Origin of the sequence: Marinicella meishanensis, assembly GCF_019931145.1 — a bacterium.
Classification (GTDB): domain Bacteria; phylum Pseudomonadota; class Gammaproteobacteria; order Xanthomonadales; family Marinicellaceae; genus Marinicella; species Marinicella meishanensis.
This window is the reverse complement of the sequence record NZ_JAIOUV010000001.1, coordinates 417,580-432,492: the sequence shown is the minus strand read 5'-3', so window position 1 is coordinate 432,492 and position 14,913 is coordinate 417,580. Positions and strand designations below refer to the sequence as shown.

Here is a 14,913-nt window from a genome sequence, read left to right as displayed (position 1 = left end):
CACCATGCACAATTGACCAATGAAGATGACTTGTTTATTGAATCCTTTGACGGCATCATTTGTGATTAACCAACCTGTGAGCCACCATCATGAACACCACACATCAACTGCTGCGCTGGACCGCCATTGGCTGCCTCATGGCGGCCTTGCTGGCCTGTCAAAGTGAAACCACCTCAGCCAACAACAAGCCAGTCGTGAACTTGGCCCCGGATCAAACCCAGGCTTTGCAACAATGGATGCAAGTCAACGGCTGGTCCGAAGATGAGTTCCAATTTGGCACCGATCACCACCAAGGCGCTTATTCGGTCCTCACCGAACATCAGCAGGTGGTGGCCATCAAGGCCAAAGGGGTCACCGCCACCGCTGGACTGGATGCCTTAACATCCTTGCGATCATTGGAGCTGTCGCTGCAAGCACAAACCCAGTTATCGACCTGTCCTGAGCAATTGCAGCATTTGCGGATCAATGGCCAGCCCGCTGCGCCTTTGGCTTTGGGGTTTTTGACCACATGCCCCCAGCTGACCGAGCTGGCGCTGTATTATGCCCCCATCAAAGACTGGCAAGGCTTGGCCGGACTGTCAAATCTGCAGTCCCTGACCTTGCGTCACACTGACCTGACTGCCATCGATTTCGGGCATTCCTGGCCCCAATTATCGCGGCTGGACATCCGTGACAACCAATTGCAAACCGTGTCTTTTGCGGTACCACTGACACAATTAAAAGAACTGTTCTTGAGTCACAACCAGCTGCGGGTTTTGCCCGATTTATCAGCCTTAACGGCGTTGACAACCTTGAGCGTGGATGACAACCCATTGATGACCATGGCTGCCGACCACCTGCCACCACAGCTCAAAACCCTCGATCTGCGAAACACCACCATTATCGATCTGGCCCCACTGGTGGGTTTGCCTGATTTGCACAGGGTACAGTTCCAACGCCGCCCCAAAATCCTGCCAACCGCGCTGGATGACAAAGTCTTTGCCGCCATCGATGAAGACAGCCAACTGGCCATCGCCGAGGGCTTGATGGCACAATACATGGCTGGCGTCCAATTCACCGAACAACTGCCCAAATTGGTGAATGGCAAGGCTTTGGGCTTGCACAAACAATCGTCTCAACACTTCAGCCTGTCTGGCACCTCTGATCTCAGTGGCCACATCCGCATCGACGAAATTCAGGGCTTGATGCGCATCCCTTTGGCCCAGACCGATGACCTGTTGTATCAGCAACGCCAAGTGACCATCACCGGTCAAGCACAGGTGAACGACGGCACTTTCATGGTCTACAGCCCGGTCAAACTCGACTTTTGGCAAATGGCCGCCATTTTCGTCGACCACCCGCAACCCGAGCCACCAACCCAGGCTGATTTACAAAGGCATGGATACCTGGTGTACCAAGCCTTACCTGGTCAACCGGTGACATTCACGGCCAACTTGATACCCATGGCCGATCGCTATTTGTTGTTGGTCGGCAGTGATGTTGCCACCGGCGTTTCCATCACCTATGACTGACTGTTTGTTTTTATCAACACCCAACCGGAGAATAATCATGCAACACCGAAAATCCAACATGATCTTAGCCGCCTGCACCTTGATCGGCTTGGCCGCTGCGGCCCAAGCCATGGATCAAGATCACATACACAACATGCCAGCAGATGCCGATTTCAGCCAGTATTACCTGCCCAATGAGCAACAACCAGCGAAAGGCGCGGTGGCCGATGCCGCTCAATGCATGAAAGCCTGTGAGGCCGCCCAAGCCTGTGTGGTGTGGAGCTTCAAACCGGGTCGCTTTGGCAGCCCAGCATCCTGCAAACTTTCACCCCAACTGATGCTGGAAAACGGTGAGAAAACCGCCTATGCCGGCGGCGCCACTGGGGTCATTGAGTCGCGTTGACCGCACTGTAACTCATGGTTCAAACCCTGCACAAAAGACCAACTCGCTGCTGGTCTCGACGGTGACTGAACCGGGAATGATGGCAAAATTATTGCCGGTCCAACCAAAACCATTGGCCCAAAACAACGGCTCGGGGGTGGACAGCAAATTCAATGCCGTCATCGCCTCGGGTCGACACTTGGCCTGAAAACGCAAAGTGAACACCACGTCACCCAAGTTCAAGTTGGGGCCGACGGTGATCAAAGAGGCCCATTCAAAAGTGATGGCATGACCGGCATCTTGAAACAGGGCCTGGCTTGGATCTGTCAAACCCCAAAACACCACCACCGGTTGGTCAATGATTGACTCGTCAAAACCCAAAGTGCCCCTGAGTTCGGTGATGTTGAGCCAGTTGCTGCCGGCCCGCACCGAGATCTCAACCCATGCGGATGGGGCAGCGTTGACTTGATCCAGGCTGATTTCCAGCGGCGGAAACTGGGCCCAAAGGGAACCGCTGAACAGGCACAGCCATGACATGACCAATCTTCTCATGAATTTCATGTTACACCTGGTCTGGGATTGACGCAAAACAAACCGCCGGCAATTGATCCCCGGCATGGTGGTTGTCTTCTGGCTTGGGCTGCCGCTACAATAAGGTCACATGCCAAGCCACCCTTTTCAAATCGATGCCCAACTCCTGGCCGACAGCCACCCACTCGGTCATTGGCAACAACTGCATCTGCGCTTACACCGCAATGCGGCTTTGCCGTGGGTGCTGATCATCCCTGAAACCGAGGTGCTTGAATATTGTGACCTCAGCCAGACCATGCAACAAAACATCAGCCTTCTGGGAGCGGCCTTGGGCCAACATTACAAGCGACATTGGGCCAGCACCAAAATCAATTTTGCGGCCATCGGCAATGTGGTGCAACAACTGCACATTCATGTCATCGGTCGCCATGAAAACGACCCCTTGTGGCCCGATGTGGTGTGGGGCAACCCCTTGCCAAAGCGGTCTTACAGCGATGACGATTTAAGCCAATGGCAACACAAGCTGGCTCAGCTATTGGAGACTCTGACATGATTGTTTGGGCCACACTGATCAACATTTTCGTGGTCTCATTGTGTGTGATCATCCACTATGAGTTCTTGTTCCTGTTGTCCAAACGGATCAATCAAATGCGGCTCAAGCCCCGGTTCAAAATTGTCTTTGGGGTGTTTGGTGCGCTGTTGGCCCATTCCATTGAGGTTTGGATATTTGCCGTGGCTTATTATCAAAAGCTCAAAAGTGGCTGGTTTGGCCACTTTCAAGGCAACTTTGACGGCAGCCTGCTGGATTGTGTGTATTTCTCCTTCACCTCTTTTACCACTCTGGGCTTTGGTGACATCGAACCCATTGGCCACATCCGCTTTCTCACCGGCATTGAGTCCCTCACCGGCTTGGTTTTGATCACCTGGTCGGCCTCCTTTTTGTTCTTCGAAATGCAGCGGTATTGGAAGGTCAAATAAGCCACTGATCCGCCATTACTGAGGCACTTCTGAGGTGCAGCGAAGCCTTCAGTAGGCAAAAACATTTGTGCATTTTGTGATTTTTTCCGCAAACCCGGTTCTACTTTTGGACTGAAAGCAGAAAAGTGTTATGGGATTGCGGTTTAAATTCAATTTGGTTTTTTTCGGCATTTTGCTGATCATGGCGGTGCTGGTGTTTGTTGCTTTCCGATCTCACCGGGCCTTGCTCAACACCCTGGAAACTGAACACAAAGCGGCGCTGGTGTTTCAAGCGGCCGAGTCGATTCGCCATTACAACCAAGCCGAGTTGGTGCCTTTGTTGTCACAATTGGATGGCGGCTTCCTGCCACAATCCGTCGGCTCTTATGCCGCCACCCAGGTGTTCAAAAACTTACATGAACACTTTCCCTACTACCAATACCACGTGGTCATCCAAGATGCGGCCGCGCCCTTGTATCAACCGAATGTGTGGCAAAGTCAACTGATCGATCATTTCACCCTAAACCCCGAGTTACCCCTGTACACCCAGCAACTGGCCGATGCACGGGGGCCTTTTTTGGCCTATGCCAAACCCATCAAAGACCAACAACAGGTCACCGGCGCCAAAATTGTGCGGGTCGATTTGGGCGCCCAGGAAGCCGCCACTCACAACAGCCTGCGACAATTTGCGGTGATATTGTTGTCACTGGTGGTGGCGGCCATGGTGTTGTTGAATGTGGTGCTGCACCTGTGGCTGATCAAACCGCTCCAACGCATGGCCAAAGCGGCCGAACAAATCAGTCATGGCCAAGCCGAAGTGGATGAAATCGAAGTCCACGGCAGCGATGAAATCAGCCAATTTGGTCACGCTTTCAACCGCCTTCAACGCAGCTTGAAAGCCGCCATGAGCCTGTTGAGCTGACCATGGGTGAGGCGTTGCCAAAAGCCATCAGCAAATACCCCATCAAAGGGGTGTTGGGTCAAGGCGCCATGGGCATTGTGTACTTGGGTTATGACCCACAAATCGAACGACAGGTGGCGATCAAAACCATCGCCGCCAATACCGACGCCAGCCACAGCGAACAGGATTTCATTGAGCGCTTCGTGCAGGAAGCCCGTTTGTTGGCGAAATGCAACCACCCCAACATTGTCACCATTTTGGAGTTTGGCCAACAAGACCAAATGGCTTTCATGGTGATGGAATACATCCAAGGACCCAGCCTCAAACAGCGCTTACAACGCCAACAGAAACTGCCCCTGATGACGGCACTGGCGATGTTTGTGCAGCTGCTCAAAGCCTTATACGTGGCCCACCAAAACGGCATCATCCACCGTGATTTGAAACCCGAAAACATCTTGTTGGAGCAAGGCAAAACCCTGAAACTGACAGACTTTGGCGTGGCCAAAAGTCACGACCAACACAACCTGACCCAAATCGGCGTGGCCGTTGGCACCCCCAGATACATGGCACCGGAACAAATGTATGGTTCTGATGAAGTGGGGCCATACACCGATGTCTACAGCTTGTTCGTGATTTTGTATGAGCTGATGCAGCACGTGACCGACCTGGATCATTTCAACGCCGCCCCGCTGCCGCTGCTGCACCAAATGGCCCGGCACAACCGTTTCCGTGAGGATACCGCCGTGCCGCTGGTCATGCATGAGTTCATGAACCAAGGCTTGGCGGTGGCCGTCAACGACCGCTTTGAATCCATACCCGCGGTGGTCAAAGCGTTCAAGCCGGTGTATCAACAACTGAAACAGGCCCAAGACCCGCAAGCCGATGACCCGGAGGCAGCGGCAGACGAAACCTCTGGCTTTTTCACCACCGGCACCGTGATCACCCAGTCCAATCATGATTGGGTGGTCGACGATGCGGACTTTGCGGCCATGCGTGTGCACCTGGCTGATCTGATTGGGCCCATGGCCGATTTTATTTTGACCCATGCCCTCAAACAAAGCCAAACACAGGACCAGTTCATCATGCACATCGCAGAAAAACTGGACAACCACAAAATCCGAGACGCCTTCATTGACCGATGGCGCACTCCATAACACAGGTATACCCATGACATTCGGATTGAAACAAAAACTCCTCAGCGCCGTCACCCTGGCCTTGGTGGTGATCAGCCTGATCCTCTGGTTCAGCAATCAAAACATCGCCCAATTATCGGCAGACATCAACTTGTCAAAAGATTTGAGCAAACTGGAGCAGCTGATTGATTTGATGCAAGAACAGTCCACCCAGTATGACCAAAATGCCCCGCGCGATTATGAATCTTACAACCGCGACTTGAAGGTGTTCTACACCCAGCTGCAAGAGAACCTGGCCTCCATGCGCCAAATGATCAATCAATCGGCGCACCACTACTACAACCGCAACAGCACCACCAACGTGTTACTCGACTCCATGTTGTTGGAGCAGAACAACCAGGCTTTTCAACAAATGGAACAGGCTTTGGGCACCTTTACCCAGGGCTTTGCCGAACAAATTGGCGATGACCCCGAAGAACCCCGTCTGGAGTGGGGCAATGATTACATTTTGGCTGACACCGCGGGTTTGTTTGGTCAGATTGAAACCACCCACAGGGTGTTTGAAGACTTGGTCCAGGCCCAACAAAAGGCCACGGTTCGTTTCAACTGGTTGGCGGTGGGCTTGGTCGCTTTGTTGCTGTTGCTGCTGTATGTCTGGTTCAATCAATCAATTGTCAAGCGCATCATCCGGGTGGCCAAAGCGTGTCGAGAGGTGTCGCTGGGCAATTACGGCCTGAAAATCAAAGACGCCAGTGAGGATGAAATCGGCCAATTGGTGGCCGATTTCAACCAACTGTCCGGACGCTCTCAAAGCATTTTGTCGTTGCTCAAACAACTGCATGCGGCACCCAGCCAACAACACGCCATGGAAGTGATCAAGACCGAAACCCAAGCCATCGTGAATGTATCCAATGCCTATTTTTTGACCCCTAAAAAAGACAGTTATGCGGTGCAGCTGATCGCTTCCAACCAAGCCCAAAAAGGGCTGCTGGGCAAAACCCTGGTGCCGATTGACAGCACCATTGATGGCATCGAACAACAAGACCACATCCACATTGAAGATGTGCTGGCCCACACCATTGCCAACCAACAAGCCCATTTCGCCAAATATTTGCTGAATCAAGTCAATGCCAATGCCATTTTGGTGATCAAAATCAAACAACAACACCAGACCGGCTTGTTGTTGTTCACCAAAAAAAGCAAACGCGGCTTTGATGAAAGTCACATCCAAACCCTGCTGTCCCTCGGCCCCTTGTTTGCCAATGCCTTGTTATAGCCTGGATGTGACCTGGTAACTGACGGGCCTGCAGGCGGTTTCGCCCACGCCAGACTTGTATCTGGTGCAGCAACCGGGTTTAATGGTGTCATGATTCGATTGCTTTTGATGTGCTTGTTGTGGTCGCTGAACAGCGTGGCTGAAGAGGCCATTGTTGACTTCCACAGTGACATCGTGATTGCCGAACACGGGCAAATCACGGTGACCGAACAGATCCGGGTGATGGCTGAAAACATCGACATCAAGCGCGGCATTTATCGGGACTTTCCGACCCAATACCTGGGTCCAATGATGACCCAGCGATCGGTTGGCTTTGAGGTGGTTTCGGTGACCCGCAACGGCCTGCCAGAACCCTTTCACACCGCTCCCATGAAAAACGGCATCCGCATCTATATCGGCTCTGCCGAGGTCTTTTTGGACCGGGGCGAACACCAATACCAATTGGTGTATCGCACCGACCGCCAACTGGGTTATTTCGAGGCCCATGATGAGTTTTATTGGAACGTCACCGGCACCGGCTGGGCCTTCCCCATCCTCACTGCTTCTGTGGACATCACCTTACCAGCCGGTGGCCGCGAACAGGTGCTGGACCAGTCGGCTTGGACCGGCTATCAGGGCCAACAAAACCAGGCTTTCAAGATCATCAACACCGAACACACGCTGGGCTTTGCCACCACCGAACGCCTGGCTCCAAACCAAGGATTGACGGTGGGCATACAGGTGCCCAAAGGGGTGTTCATGCCGCCGCCCTTTTCCTGGCTGGACTGGTTTTTGGACAACGGCGTTTGGTTGTTGGCGGTGTTGACCTTGTTGTTTTACTTGGGCTTTTACCTGACCGCCTGGCATCGCCATGGGCGCGATCCAGAGCCTGGCATCATTTTTGCCCGCTATCAACCACCCAAAGATTTGTCGCCGGCCGCAGTTCATTACATCGAAAACCAGGGGGCCAACAACAAAACCCTGGTGGCGGCACTGGTCAGCATGGCGGTCAAAGGGCACTTGACCATCACCCAACTGAAGAAACAATACCGCATCAAGCACCGCAAAGGCCGCATCAAAGCACCCCTGTCCAAAGGCGAACGGGCGGTGAAAAACCAGCTGTTTTCCGGTCGACAAAGCCACGTCACCATAGGCAAACAATACAATTCTTACGTGAAAAATGCCAACGGCACGTTGCAGACCCGGTTGCAAACTGAATTCCAAGACCGTTGTTTCAAAGACAATCGGGTTTATGCCATCTGGGGCTGGGTGATCAGTTTGTTGTGCTTCTTCACCGGAACTTTGTTGCTTTATCAGCACACGCTGGGCGTCACCGAGCTGCTGTCTCTTGCGGTGGTGGTGATCATCGTGGTGGTCATGTCCATCGCCTTCTTGTTCGCGGCACCCATCATCATGGGCATGCTGTTGTTGGCGCTCTTGGCCGCCCATTATGTGGACCTGTTCCATTGGCTGTTGGCACACAAGGCGTGGCTGTTTTTTGTGCTGGGTTTGCTCACCGTCAATGTGCTGTTCACCCATCTGTTGCGGGCACCGACCCCGTTTGGTCGCCACCTCAAAGACCAAATTGAAGGCTTGAAACTGTACATGAAAGCGGCCGAAGAACACCGGCTCAATGTGATGAACCCCCCAGACAAAACCTTGGCACATTATGAAGAGCTGCTGCCCTATGCGGTGGCCTTGGGCTTGGAAAATCAATGGGCCAGCCAATTCACCAAAGTGTTGCAAAACCTGGATCAACAAGCAACCAACAACGAACCGGCCTGGCAACCGCAATGGTTCCACAGCGAAGTGGGTGGCGGCAGTACCCGCGACTTCAGTCACGCGATCAGCAGCCTCAGCCACGCCATGCAACGCCGGGTCAGCAGCGCATCCACCATCCCCAGCGCCCCCAGCAGCCCTTCATCCAGCTCCTATTCTTCCAGTTCTTCCTCCAGCAGCTATTCTTCGGGCGGATCTTCTGGCGGTTCATCCGGTGGCGGCGGTGGCGGTGGCGGTGGCGGCGGTTGGTAAGTGGTATGGCGACCCCTTGATTGACCGTCTGGTTGATTTCTGGCTTCAGTCGTTGCTTGGGGGGGTCACTTGATAGACCATGCCTGGGGCTTGTGCCGAGCGCACCACAAAGCCACGGCGTTCATAAAACGGGACTTTGCCATGGGCGGAGAACAGCTGGATGGCACGGATGTTGGCCTGTTGGCAGGCGGCGATCAACCGGTTCAACAGCTGCGAACCCAGGCCCTGGTTTTGAAAATCAGGGTGCACGATCAAGTCATAAATCATGGCGTATAAAACCCCATCGGACAACACCCGACCAAAGCCAATCAATTCACCGTTTTGATAGGCACTGGCGGTGTACCAGCTGTCATGCAAGGCTTGCTCCAAGTCTTGCGGTGTGGCTTGGTACGCCTGGTTCCAGCCGGTGGTTTGAAACAAGGCAAAGAAGTCCATGGCCGCCGGAATGTCGTGCTTGATGTGGACCTCACCCATCACAACCACCGCCGCACTTGTAGTTGGTAATCGAGGTACTGTTGGCCGAACCGTTCGCTCAAGGCCGCTTCCTCGGGTTGGATTTGGAAGCGGGTCAGGTAGGCCACAAACAACGGCACCATGACCGCGGTCAAAGGATTGGCCAACTTGCAAGCGAAGGCCGAAATCAGCAGGGCAAAACCCAAGTACATGGGGTTGCGGGTGTAACGAAAGATGCCGCTGGTGACCACCGACGAAGCCCGCTCTGGTCGGGTGGGATCCACCGTGGTCTGGGCCCGTTGAAAACCGATCACCCCAGCCACCACACACAACAAAGCCAGACCGGACAGGCCCAGTGACGCCCATTGGGACCAGGTTCCAGAGATCCGAAACCCGGGCCAGCCTTGATCAATCAGCCACATCAAAGCAGCCGTCAACAACACCAACACCGCCGGTGGTATTTTCAGCTCAAGCGCCCGCATGGGTGGCCTGCAGTTGGTTGATGGCGTCAATCAGACTGGCTTTGGGTTGGACCTTTTGGCCGCTGTTGTAATCCACCATCACGATGCGACCGGTGCCCACTGTGGTCACGGCCTGTTGTTGCAGGCTGTAGACCCCGTATTGCATCAAAAACCCATAAGCATGGTGTTCCAAAACATTGGCCCCAGTCAGCACCTCATCAGGAAACACCAGGGGCCGTTTGAATTGGGCTTGGGTTTCGGCCAAGATGGGGCCCAACTGGGCTTGTTGCATGTCGGCCATCACCCCCACGGCATCGAAATAGGCCAGCCGGGCGGTTTCGAAATACTTGAAGTAGACGGTGTTGTTGACGTGGCCAAAGGCATCCATGTCGCCCCACTGCACGGGCAACTTCACTTGCACCGGGAAAGCTTGGTCAAAATCTTGTTGGGTTCTCATGTTGGGTTTTTGGTGATGATTTGCTTGGTCAAAGGAAAGTCATTATACAACGCTTGGTGGGCCGCTTCGGAAAACTCGTCGCGGCGCTGTTCATAGTCCGCGATCCATTGCAGCAACATCGGCAAATTGGCGTCCTGCTCGGCTTGACTGGCATATTTGTGTGGCTCCCATGGGCGCTGACGGGCATTGGCCTGGCACAAAGCCATCGGTAACTTCATGAAAATGGCCTGGTTGGCTTGTGGGCTGACGTGTTGTAACAAGTCGGCGTAACAACCTTCGATCACCCAAGCGGGGTGTTGTCGAATGAAGTCATCAATGGCCTGGGTGGACTCGGCCAGCGGTCGCCGGCTGGGTGGATCCGTCGCCGCCCAAGCCAAGGTGTCCAGATCCAGATGGGCCAGTTGGTGGTGCCGTTGCCACTGTTTGGCCAAGGTCGATTTACCGGACCCAGAATTACCAAAAATGATGATTTTATGCATGGTTGGGATCGTTGTTGTCGGAGGTTGGAATCTGCAAGCCGGCCAACAGGGTGCGAAATGGCTCGGCATCCTGGTGCAACACAATGATTCTGGGCTGAATGGCGCGGTTTGATTTGAACAACACCGTGGCGTGTTCCGCCGTGCCGGCAAACCCAGCCAAGGTGCGGTTCCACACAAACAACCACCGCTCGGCTTGGTCTTCGTTTGCCGGTTGTTTGCGGTGGTAACTGATTTGATCCCCTTTGATGTCGTATTGGGCCAAGAACGGCACCATGCCAGCGGCTTGTTTGACGCATTTTTTGGCCAACTTTCGACAACTTTTTTGACTCACCCGCTCGGTCCAAGCGCGGGCCTTTGTTTCCCAATGTGGCAGGTGCCAGAAAAACCACCCCAACAACAAAAACACCACCAGCGCGGCCCACAATGGCCATGCCCGGTGGTCCCAAGCCAGGCCCAAACCCAGCGAGGTTGCCACAATCAAGAGCCCAAGCAAGCACAACAACAGCCCCACATAACGCAACACCACCTTGACCCGGTTCATGGTGTGGTTGGACTGCCAGCGGTGGTTGAATTGGCGACGCTGTGACAACAAAATAGCCAAAATGTCTTGTTCCGCACGGCGGATGAAGTCGGCATCAATGTGGCTGCTTAATTGGTGTTCTTGTGGGGTGTTGCCTGGGGCCATGAAATTGCCGATGGTGCGTCACAGTGGCTGCAGTTGGTCGCTGATTGATTTGGTCAGATCAGCCTGCACTTGCCCGGTGTGTAAGGTGGATTTTTTTTCAAACAACAACACCGTGCACTCCTCTTGGGCCACCGGGTTGTGCATCACCCCCTTGGGCACCACATAAAACTCACCGGCATTGATGGTCACCGTGTGGTCTTCCATGTGGATGGTGAGTTGACCCTCAAGCACCATGAAAAACTCATCTTCCTGGTGGTCGTGCCAGGTGAACTCACCTTTGACCTTGGCGATCTTGACATAACTGTCATCCACTTCACCGACCACGCGTGGTGACCAGTGCTCGGTGATTTTGGCGGCTGTTGCCAATAAATTAACTGCTGTTTTTTTCATGTTTGATCAAACCGTCCTTCGGCCTCCATGTCGGCCACCAGTTGTTCGATGCGACTCAACCGTTTTTTTGCCACCGCCACCGCGACGACAAATATGATGGGCACCAAAAAATAATACAACAGGCGGTAATTGAAGTAATACAGACAAGCCAAATGCACCACACTGGCAATCAAACCAACCGCCAACCGATGTTTGATGGCATGGACTTGCCCGGTGAACTGGGCCGCCAAGCCAATGATGGCCGGCGGAATCATGATAAAGACGTACAAAATGGCACCCATGTGCACAAAAAAAGCATAAATGGCAATGGCTGGGACCGCACCCATCAAAGCGCCAACAATCGCCCCAATGGGGCTCGCTTGCTGGGTCATGGCTTGGTGTGTCTCGGCCAGTTCTGTGGGTGAAAATTTCATGCTGCTCCGGTGCTCCCTGTTCATTAATCGGTATTCATCCCTGATGGCTCATGGGGTCATGGCCCCTGGGTTGTTACCGTCAGTCGTTGGTAGCCACAAACACGCTGGTTTGGTTGGCCCCTTGTTGTTTGGCCTGATACAAGGCTTGCTCGGCTTGTTGAATCCAGTCCCGACAAGACACCATGTCTTGACTCAACGATGCCAGGCCCACCGAACAGGTCACTTTGTTGGTTTTTTGGCCATAGAACATGTCTGTGTCCGCCACTTTTTGACGCACCTCATCGGCCAACGATGTGGCTGGTTTGATCGAGGTGTCTCGCAAACAAACCAAAAAGGCCTCTTCGGCAAAACGGCCACACAGATCGGTGGTTCTGACCCGCGCTTGGATGATGTCTGCAATGGTTTGCACCACCAAATCGCCGGCGGCATGACCAAAGGTGTCGGTCAAATCATCGAATTGGTCGACTTCCACCATCATCAACACACTGTTGGCATCGGGGTTGCGCAAATGCACCTCAAAATCTTCATACAGCCGCTTTTCCAGATATCGGCGGTTCAACAATTGAGTCAAATCATCGGTGCGGCTCAGGCGGGTGAGTTCGGTTTCCAACAATGTCAGGTTGTTACCGTAACTCCGGACCTTGACCACCAAAAATACGATCAAGGCAAACAACACCACGAACAAAGCCAAGATCCAAGGGTTGGTGATTGGGTTGGCACCTCCGGCGGCAGCCAGCCCTACGCGGTACTGAACCAGGCCAGTCAACAAGACCATGATTTTTGTCTGACAAAAACTCTTCATACGCAGCAAGACCTGAAAGGCTTGTTTAACGATTATAAAACGAAATCGGGGTGTTTGGCAGAATTATTCTGGCTCAGTCGGAACCTGGGGCGGTGACAAGGAGCCACCCTGTAAGCCGCCGGTGTGGATCAGCAGTGGCCGATCTTGGATCCCGATGCGCCCAGCTTGAATCATTTGGGCCAAGGCATAAAACGACTTGATGTTGTAAATTTTATCCAACGGCACCCCGGTTTGTTGGCTGAAGGTCACCCCAAAACGCAGCATCTCATCACTCAGCTTGGCATAGCCGCCGCCATGGAATTCCGTCAGCAGCTCCCACTGGACCTGGGCCGTGTCAGGGCCCACCCACCGGCGGATGTCTGCAGCCAAAGACCGCATGCCTTTGAGCACCACCACCCCACCCAGCCAGGTGCGCCAGTCCATGGCCTGGGCTCCCTTGACCAAGCCGGCCAACGTACCACCGGTGCCCACCGGGCACAACACATGGGTGGGCGGCTCAGCCAAATGCGCGGCCCAGCCTTGCAGCCAGTCGGCCACGCCTTGTACAGCCAATTGATTGCTGCCGCCTTCGGGGATGAGGTAAGCCGTTGGTTTGGCTTGACGCAAGGCTTGTACCACGGGTGCCGCTTGTTTGAGCCGGTAATCAGCGCGGCTGATGAAAACCAATTGCATGCCCAGTTGTTGGCATTGATGCAGGGTTTCGGACCAAACCGCCGGACGGTCTTGCAGTTCATGTCCACGCACCACACCCAGCACCGACAACCCGGCTTGGTGGGCCGCATGGGCGGTGGCCAGCAGGTGATTGGAGTGGGCGCCACCAAAAGTGATGACCACCTCGGCATTTTTTTGCTGGGCGGCTTGGATGTTGTGTTTGAGCTTCCACCGCTTGTTTCCCTGCTGCAGTGGGTGGTTCAAATCCGCTCGGGCCACCACCACCGAAACCCCCAGCACATCAATCGTTTGTGCGGGGGTGCCGTCACCCATGTTGGGTCAAATTACCTGGATCGGTCACCAATTGATCGCGGCCTTGTTGCTTGGCCTGATACAAAAAATCATCGGCCCGTTTCAAGCTCTGGGCAAAGGTTTGGGTGCTGCGGTGGTTGACAAAACCGATGCTGACGGTGATCGGTTTGAATTGGTCTTGGTCGGTGACAATCGACAGGTGACGAAAGCGTTGCAAGATGCGTTCGGTACAAGCCAGGTTTTGCGCATCCGAGCCTTCTTGCAACACCAACAAAAACTCTTCCCCACCGAAACGGGCCACGGCCGAATTGGGCCCCACTGTTTCGGTCAACAGCTCGGCACTGTTTTGAATCACTTCGTCGCCCACGTCATGGCCGTATTCATCGTTGATCTGCTTAAAATGGTCCAAATCGAGCATCGCCAGCGAGATCGGCTCATAGGACTGCCCTGTGAACAGCTTGTTTGATTCAATCCAATCGAAGATGCCATGGCGGTTCAGGACTTTGGTCAATTCATCGTGTTGTGAACGCCAATGCAAGTCTTTGGCCAATTGGTAATTTTCTTCGGCTGATTGCTTGATTTTTGCCACCGTGATCAGGGTGAAAATGACGATGGCGGTCATGTGTGGAAACACCTGACGCACATAATCGTTGTCTTGGATATAAAAGAACCCAGCCCAGTAATACACCAATGTCCCACCCAAAAAAGCCAGGATCAGTTGTTGGATCTTGAACAAGGGTGCCATGGCCAGAATAACCAATATATAAAACACCGGCACCAACACCACGATGTTCCTTTTGCCAGGAATGGTTAAGTTGAGGAACAGAAAAAAGCCAAAGGAGACCAAGCCCAAAATCAACATGAACATGGGAATCTGCGGCAACAGCTGGGGTCGGTTCATGAGACTGATCAAATACATCAATGGCACCGCCGCCATCAAACGCAACCCCACGATCGGCTGAAACTGCTCGGGATACTTCAGCACATCGATCAAACCAAAACCCAACAAGTAAATCACACTGAAAACCAGCAACATTTTGGCCACTGGTAACAAGCGATCACATTGGTACTTGAGGTAGGAAGGAAACTGTTGTGAACGCCGGCCCTCCACCCGTGCATTTGTCATGAGC

The 14,913-nt window shown here is 53.6% G+C and carries 19 protein-coding genes; 8 read left to right on the top strand and 11 right to left on the bottom strand.

The features are described from left to right. Nucleotides 1-89: 89 nt before the first annotated feature. Nucleotides 90-1,511 carry a leucine-rich repeat domain-containing protein gene (locus K7G70_RS01950; protein WP_223786908.1) on the top strand — a complete coding sequence of 474 codons (1,422 nt, stop codon included), beginning with the start codon at nt 90-92 and terminating at the stop codon, nt 1,509-1,511. 37 nt (nt 1,512-1,548) lie between these two features. Next, the gene (locus K7G70_RS01945) at nt 1,549-1,893 is read left to right on the top strand and encodes a PAN domain-containing protein (protein ID WP_223786907.1); all 345 of its coding nucleotides are present in this window, start codon (nt 1,549-1,551) and stop codon (nt 1,891-1,893) included. Between the two features lie 12 nt (nt 1,894-1,905). Here K7G70_RS01945 and K7G70_RS01940 read toward each other — a convergent pair whose 3' ends face one another. Next, the gene (locus K7G70_RS01940) at nt 1,906-2,424 is read right to left on the bottom strand and encodes a hypothetical protein (protein WP_223786906.1); all 519 of its coding nucleotides are present in this window, start codon (nt 2,422-2,424) and stop codon (nt 1,906-1,908) included. Between the two features lie 109 nt (nt 2,425-2,533). Here K7G70_RS01940 and K7G70_RS01935 point away from each other — a divergent pair, with 109 nt between their 5' ends. The 6 genes from K7G70_RS01935 to K7G70_RS01910 all read left to right on the top strand — a co-directional run bounded on the left by K7G70_RS01935 (nt 2,534) and on the right by K7G70_RS01910 (nt 8,680). Beyond that, entirely contained in the window at nt 2,534-2,956 is a 423-nt protein-coding gene (locus tag K7G70_RS01935) for an HIT family protein (RefSeq protein ID WP_223786905.1), read from the top strand. Next, entirely contained in the window at nt 2,953-3,381 is a 429-nt protein-coding gene (locus K7G70_RS01930) for a potassium channel family protein (protein ID WP_223786904.1), read from the top strand. The genes K7G70_RS01935 and K7G70_RS01930 overlap by 4 nt, the downstream gene beginning before the upstream one ends. A gap of 181 nt (nt 3,382-3,562) precedes the next feature. Then, nucleotides 3,563-4,282: a HAMP domain-containing protein gene (locus K7G70_RS01925; protein ID WP_223786903.1), complete on the top strand. Its 720-nt coding sequence runs from the start codon at nt 3,563-3,565 to the stop codon at nt 4,280-4,282. Nucleotides 4,283-4,284: 2 nt separating this feature from the next. Continuing rightward, nucleotides 4,285-5,415 (top strand): serine/threonine protein kinase, encoded by a 1,131-nt coding sequence (locus K7G70_RS01920; RefSeq protein ID WP_223786902.1) that lies wholly within the window; start codon nt 4,285-4,287, stop codon nt 5,413-5,415. A 13-nt stretch (nt 5,416-5,428) separates the two neighbouring features. Then, nucleotides 5,429-6,670: a HAMP domain-containing protein gene (locus tag K7G70_RS01915; protein ID WP_223786901.1), complete on the top strand. Its 1,242-nt coding sequence runs from the start codon at nt 5,429-5,431 to the stop codon at nt 6,668-6,670. A 90-nt stretch (nt 6,671-6,760) separates the two neighbouring features. Then, a complete protein-coding gene (locus K7G70_RS01910) occupies nt 6,761-8,680 on the top strand; it encodes a DUF2207 domain-containing protein (protein WP_223786900.1) in 1,920 nt (639 codons plus the stop codon). A 45-nt stretch (nt 8,681-8,725) separates the two neighbouring features. Here the strand turns inward: K7G70_RS01910 and K7G70_RS01905 are convergent, their stop codons facing one another. From K7G70_RS01905 to K7G70_RS01860, 10 genes are all read right to left on the bottom strand, one after another. After that, nucleotides 8,726-9,154: a GNAT family N-acetyltransferase gene (locus tag K7G70_RS01905; protein WP_223786899.1), complete on the bottom strand. Its 429-nt coding sequence runs from the start codon at nt 9,152-9,154 to the stop codon at nt 8,726-8,728. Beyond that, nucleotides 9,154-9,615 carry a methyltransferase family protein gene (locus K7G70_RS01900; RefSeq protein ID WP_223786898.1) on the bottom strand — a complete coding sequence of 154 codons (462 nt, stop codon included), beginning with the start codon at nt 9,613-9,615 and terminating at the stop codon, nt 9,154-9,156. The genes K7G70_RS01905 and K7G70_RS01900 overlap by 1 nt, the downstream gene beginning before the upstream one ends. Continuing rightward, on the bottom strand, nt 9,602-10,051 hold the full coding sequence (locus tag K7G70_RS01895; protein ID WP_223786897.1) for an acyl-CoA thioesterase: 450 nt from the start codon (nt 10,049-10,051) through the stop codon (nt 9,602-9,604). Before K7G70_RS01895 ends, K7G70_RS01900 begins: the two co-directional genes overlap by 14 nt. Continuing rightward, nucleotides 10,048-10,530 (bottom strand): AAA family ATPase, encoded by a 483-nt coding sequence (locus K7G70_RS01890; RefSeq protein WP_223786896.1) that lies wholly within the window; start codon nt 10,528-10,530, stop codon nt 10,048-10,050. The genes K7G70_RS01895 and K7G70_RS01890 overlap by 4 nt, the downstream gene beginning before the upstream one ends. Beyond that, complete coding sequence (locus K7G70_RS01885; protein ID WP_223786895.1) at nt 10,523-11,215, bottom strand: hypothetical protein; 693 nt, start codon at nt 11,213-11,215, stop codon at nt 10,523-10,525. Before K7G70_RS01885 ends, K7G70_RS01890 begins: the two co-directional genes overlap by 8 nt. 18 nt (nt 11,216-11,233) lie before the next feature. Continuing rightward, nucleotides 11,234-11,605 (bottom strand): cupin domain-containing protein, encoded by a 372-nt coding sequence (locus K7G70_RS01880; RefSeq protein WP_223786894.1) that lies wholly within the window; start codon nt 11,603-11,605, stop codon nt 11,234-11,236. Then, nucleotides 11,602-12,018 (bottom strand): hypothetical protein, encoded by a 417-nt coding sequence (locus K7G70_RS01875; RefSeq protein WP_223786893.1) that lies wholly within the window; start codon nt 12,016-12,018, stop codon nt 11,602-11,604. The genes K7G70_RS01880 and K7G70_RS01875 overlap by 4 nt, the downstream gene beginning before the upstream one ends. Nucleotides 12,019-12,097: 79 nt before the next feature. Continuing rightward, the gene (locus tag K7G70_RS01870; RefSeq protein WP_223786892.1) at nt 12,098-12,820 is read right to left on the bottom strand and encodes a GGDEF domain-containing protein; all 723 of its coding nucleotides are present in this window, start codon (nt 12,818-12,820) and stop codon (nt 12,098-12,100) included. Between the two features lie 63 nt (nt 12,821-12,883). Further along, complete coding sequence (locus tag K7G70_RS01865) at nt 12,884-13,804, bottom strand: 1-aminocyclopropane-1-carboxylate deaminase/D-cysteine desulfhydrase (protein ID WP_223786891.1); 921 nt, start codon at nt 13,802-13,804, stop codon at nt 12,884-12,886. Beyond that, nucleotides 13,797-14,909: a GGDEF domain-containing protein gene (locus K7G70_RS01860; RefSeq protein WP_223786890.1), complete on the bottom strand. Its 1,113-nt coding sequence runs from the start codon at nt 14,907-14,909 to the stop codon at nt 13,797-13,799. The genes K7G70_RS01865 and K7G70_RS01860 overlap by 8 nt, the downstream gene beginning before the upstream one ends. Nucleotides 14,910-14,913: the final 4 nt, after the last annotated feature.

Bases quoted from the DNA above. Each gene is read 5' to 3' on its own strand.
- K7G70_RS01880 (WP_223786894.1), bottom strand. From the start codon at position 11,605: ATGAAAAAAACAGCAGTTAATTTATTGGCAACAGCCGCCAAAATCACC.
- K7G70_RS01910 (WP_223786900.1), top strand. From the start codon at position 6,761: ATGATTCGATTGCTTTTGATGTGCTTGTTGTGGTCGCTGAACAGCGTG.
- K7G70_RS01870 (WP_223786892.1), bottom strand. From the start codon at position 12,820: ATGAAGAGTTTTTGTCAGACAAAAATCATGGTCTTGTTGACTGGCCTG.
- K7G70_RS01895 (WP_223786897.1), bottom strand. From the start codon at position 10,051: ATGAGAACCCAACAAGATTTTGACCAAGCTTTCCCGGTGCAAGTGAAG.
- K7G70_RS01865 (WP_223786891.1), bottom strand. From the start codon at position 13,804: ATGGGTGACGGCACCCCCGCACAAACGATTGATGTGCTGGGGGTTTCG.
- K7G70_RS01940 (WP_223786906.1), bottom strand. From the start codon at position 2,424: ATGAGAAGATTGGTCATGTCATGGCTGTGCCTGTTCAGCGGTTCCCTT.
- K7G70_RS01930 (WP_223786904.1), top strand. From the start codon at position 2,953: ATGATTGTTTGGGCCACACTGATCAACATTTTCGTGGTCTCATTGTGT.
- K7G70_RS01935 (WP_223786905.1), top strand. From the start codon at position 2,534: ATGCCAAGCCACCCTTTTCAAATCGATGCCCAACTCCTGGCCGACAGC.
- K7G70_RS01860 (WP_223786890.1), bottom strand. From the start codon at position 14,909: ATGACAAATGCACGGGTGGAGGGCCGGCGTTCACAACAGTTTCCTTCC.
- K7G70_RS01875 (WP_223786893.1), bottom strand. From the start codon at position 12,018: ATGAAATTTTCACCCACAGAACTGGCCGAGACACACCAAGCCATGACC.
- K7G70_RS01920 (WP_223786902.1), top strand. From the start codon at position 4,285: ATGGGTGAGGCGTTGCCAAAAGCCATCAGCAAATACCCCATCAAAGGG.
- K7G70_RS01890 (WP_223786896.1), bottom strand. From the start codon at position 10,530: ATGCATAAAATCATCATTTTTGGTAATTCTGGGTCCGGTAAATCGACC.
- K7G70_RS01915 (WP_223786901.1), top strand. From the start codon at position 5,429: ATGACATTCGGATTGAAACAAAAACTCCTCAGCGCCGTCACCCTGGCC.
- K7G70_RS01900 (WP_223786898.1), bottom strand. From the start codon at position 9,615: ATGCGGGCGCTTGAGCTGAAAATACCACCGGCGGTGTTGGTGTTGTTG.
- K7G70_RS01925 (WP_223786903.1), top strand. From the start codon at position 3,563: ATGGCGGTGCTGGTGTTTGTTGCTTTCCGATCTCACCGGGCCTTGCTC.
- K7G70_RS01945 (WP_223786907.1), top strand. From the start codon at position 1,549: ATGCAACACCGAAAATCCAACATGATCTTAGCCGCCTGCACCTTGATC.
- K7G70_RS01905 (WP_223786899.1), bottom strand. From the start codon at position 9,154: ATGGGTGAGGTCCACATCAAGCACGACATTCCGGCGGCCATGGACTTC.
- K7G70_RS01885 (WP_223786895.1), bottom strand. From the start codon at position 11,215: ATGGCCCCAGGCAACACCCCACAAGAACACCAATTAAGCAGCCACATT.
- K7G70_RS01950 (WP_223786908.1), top strand. From the start codon at position 90: ATGAACACCACACATCAACTGCTGCGCTGGACCGCCATTGGCTGCCTC.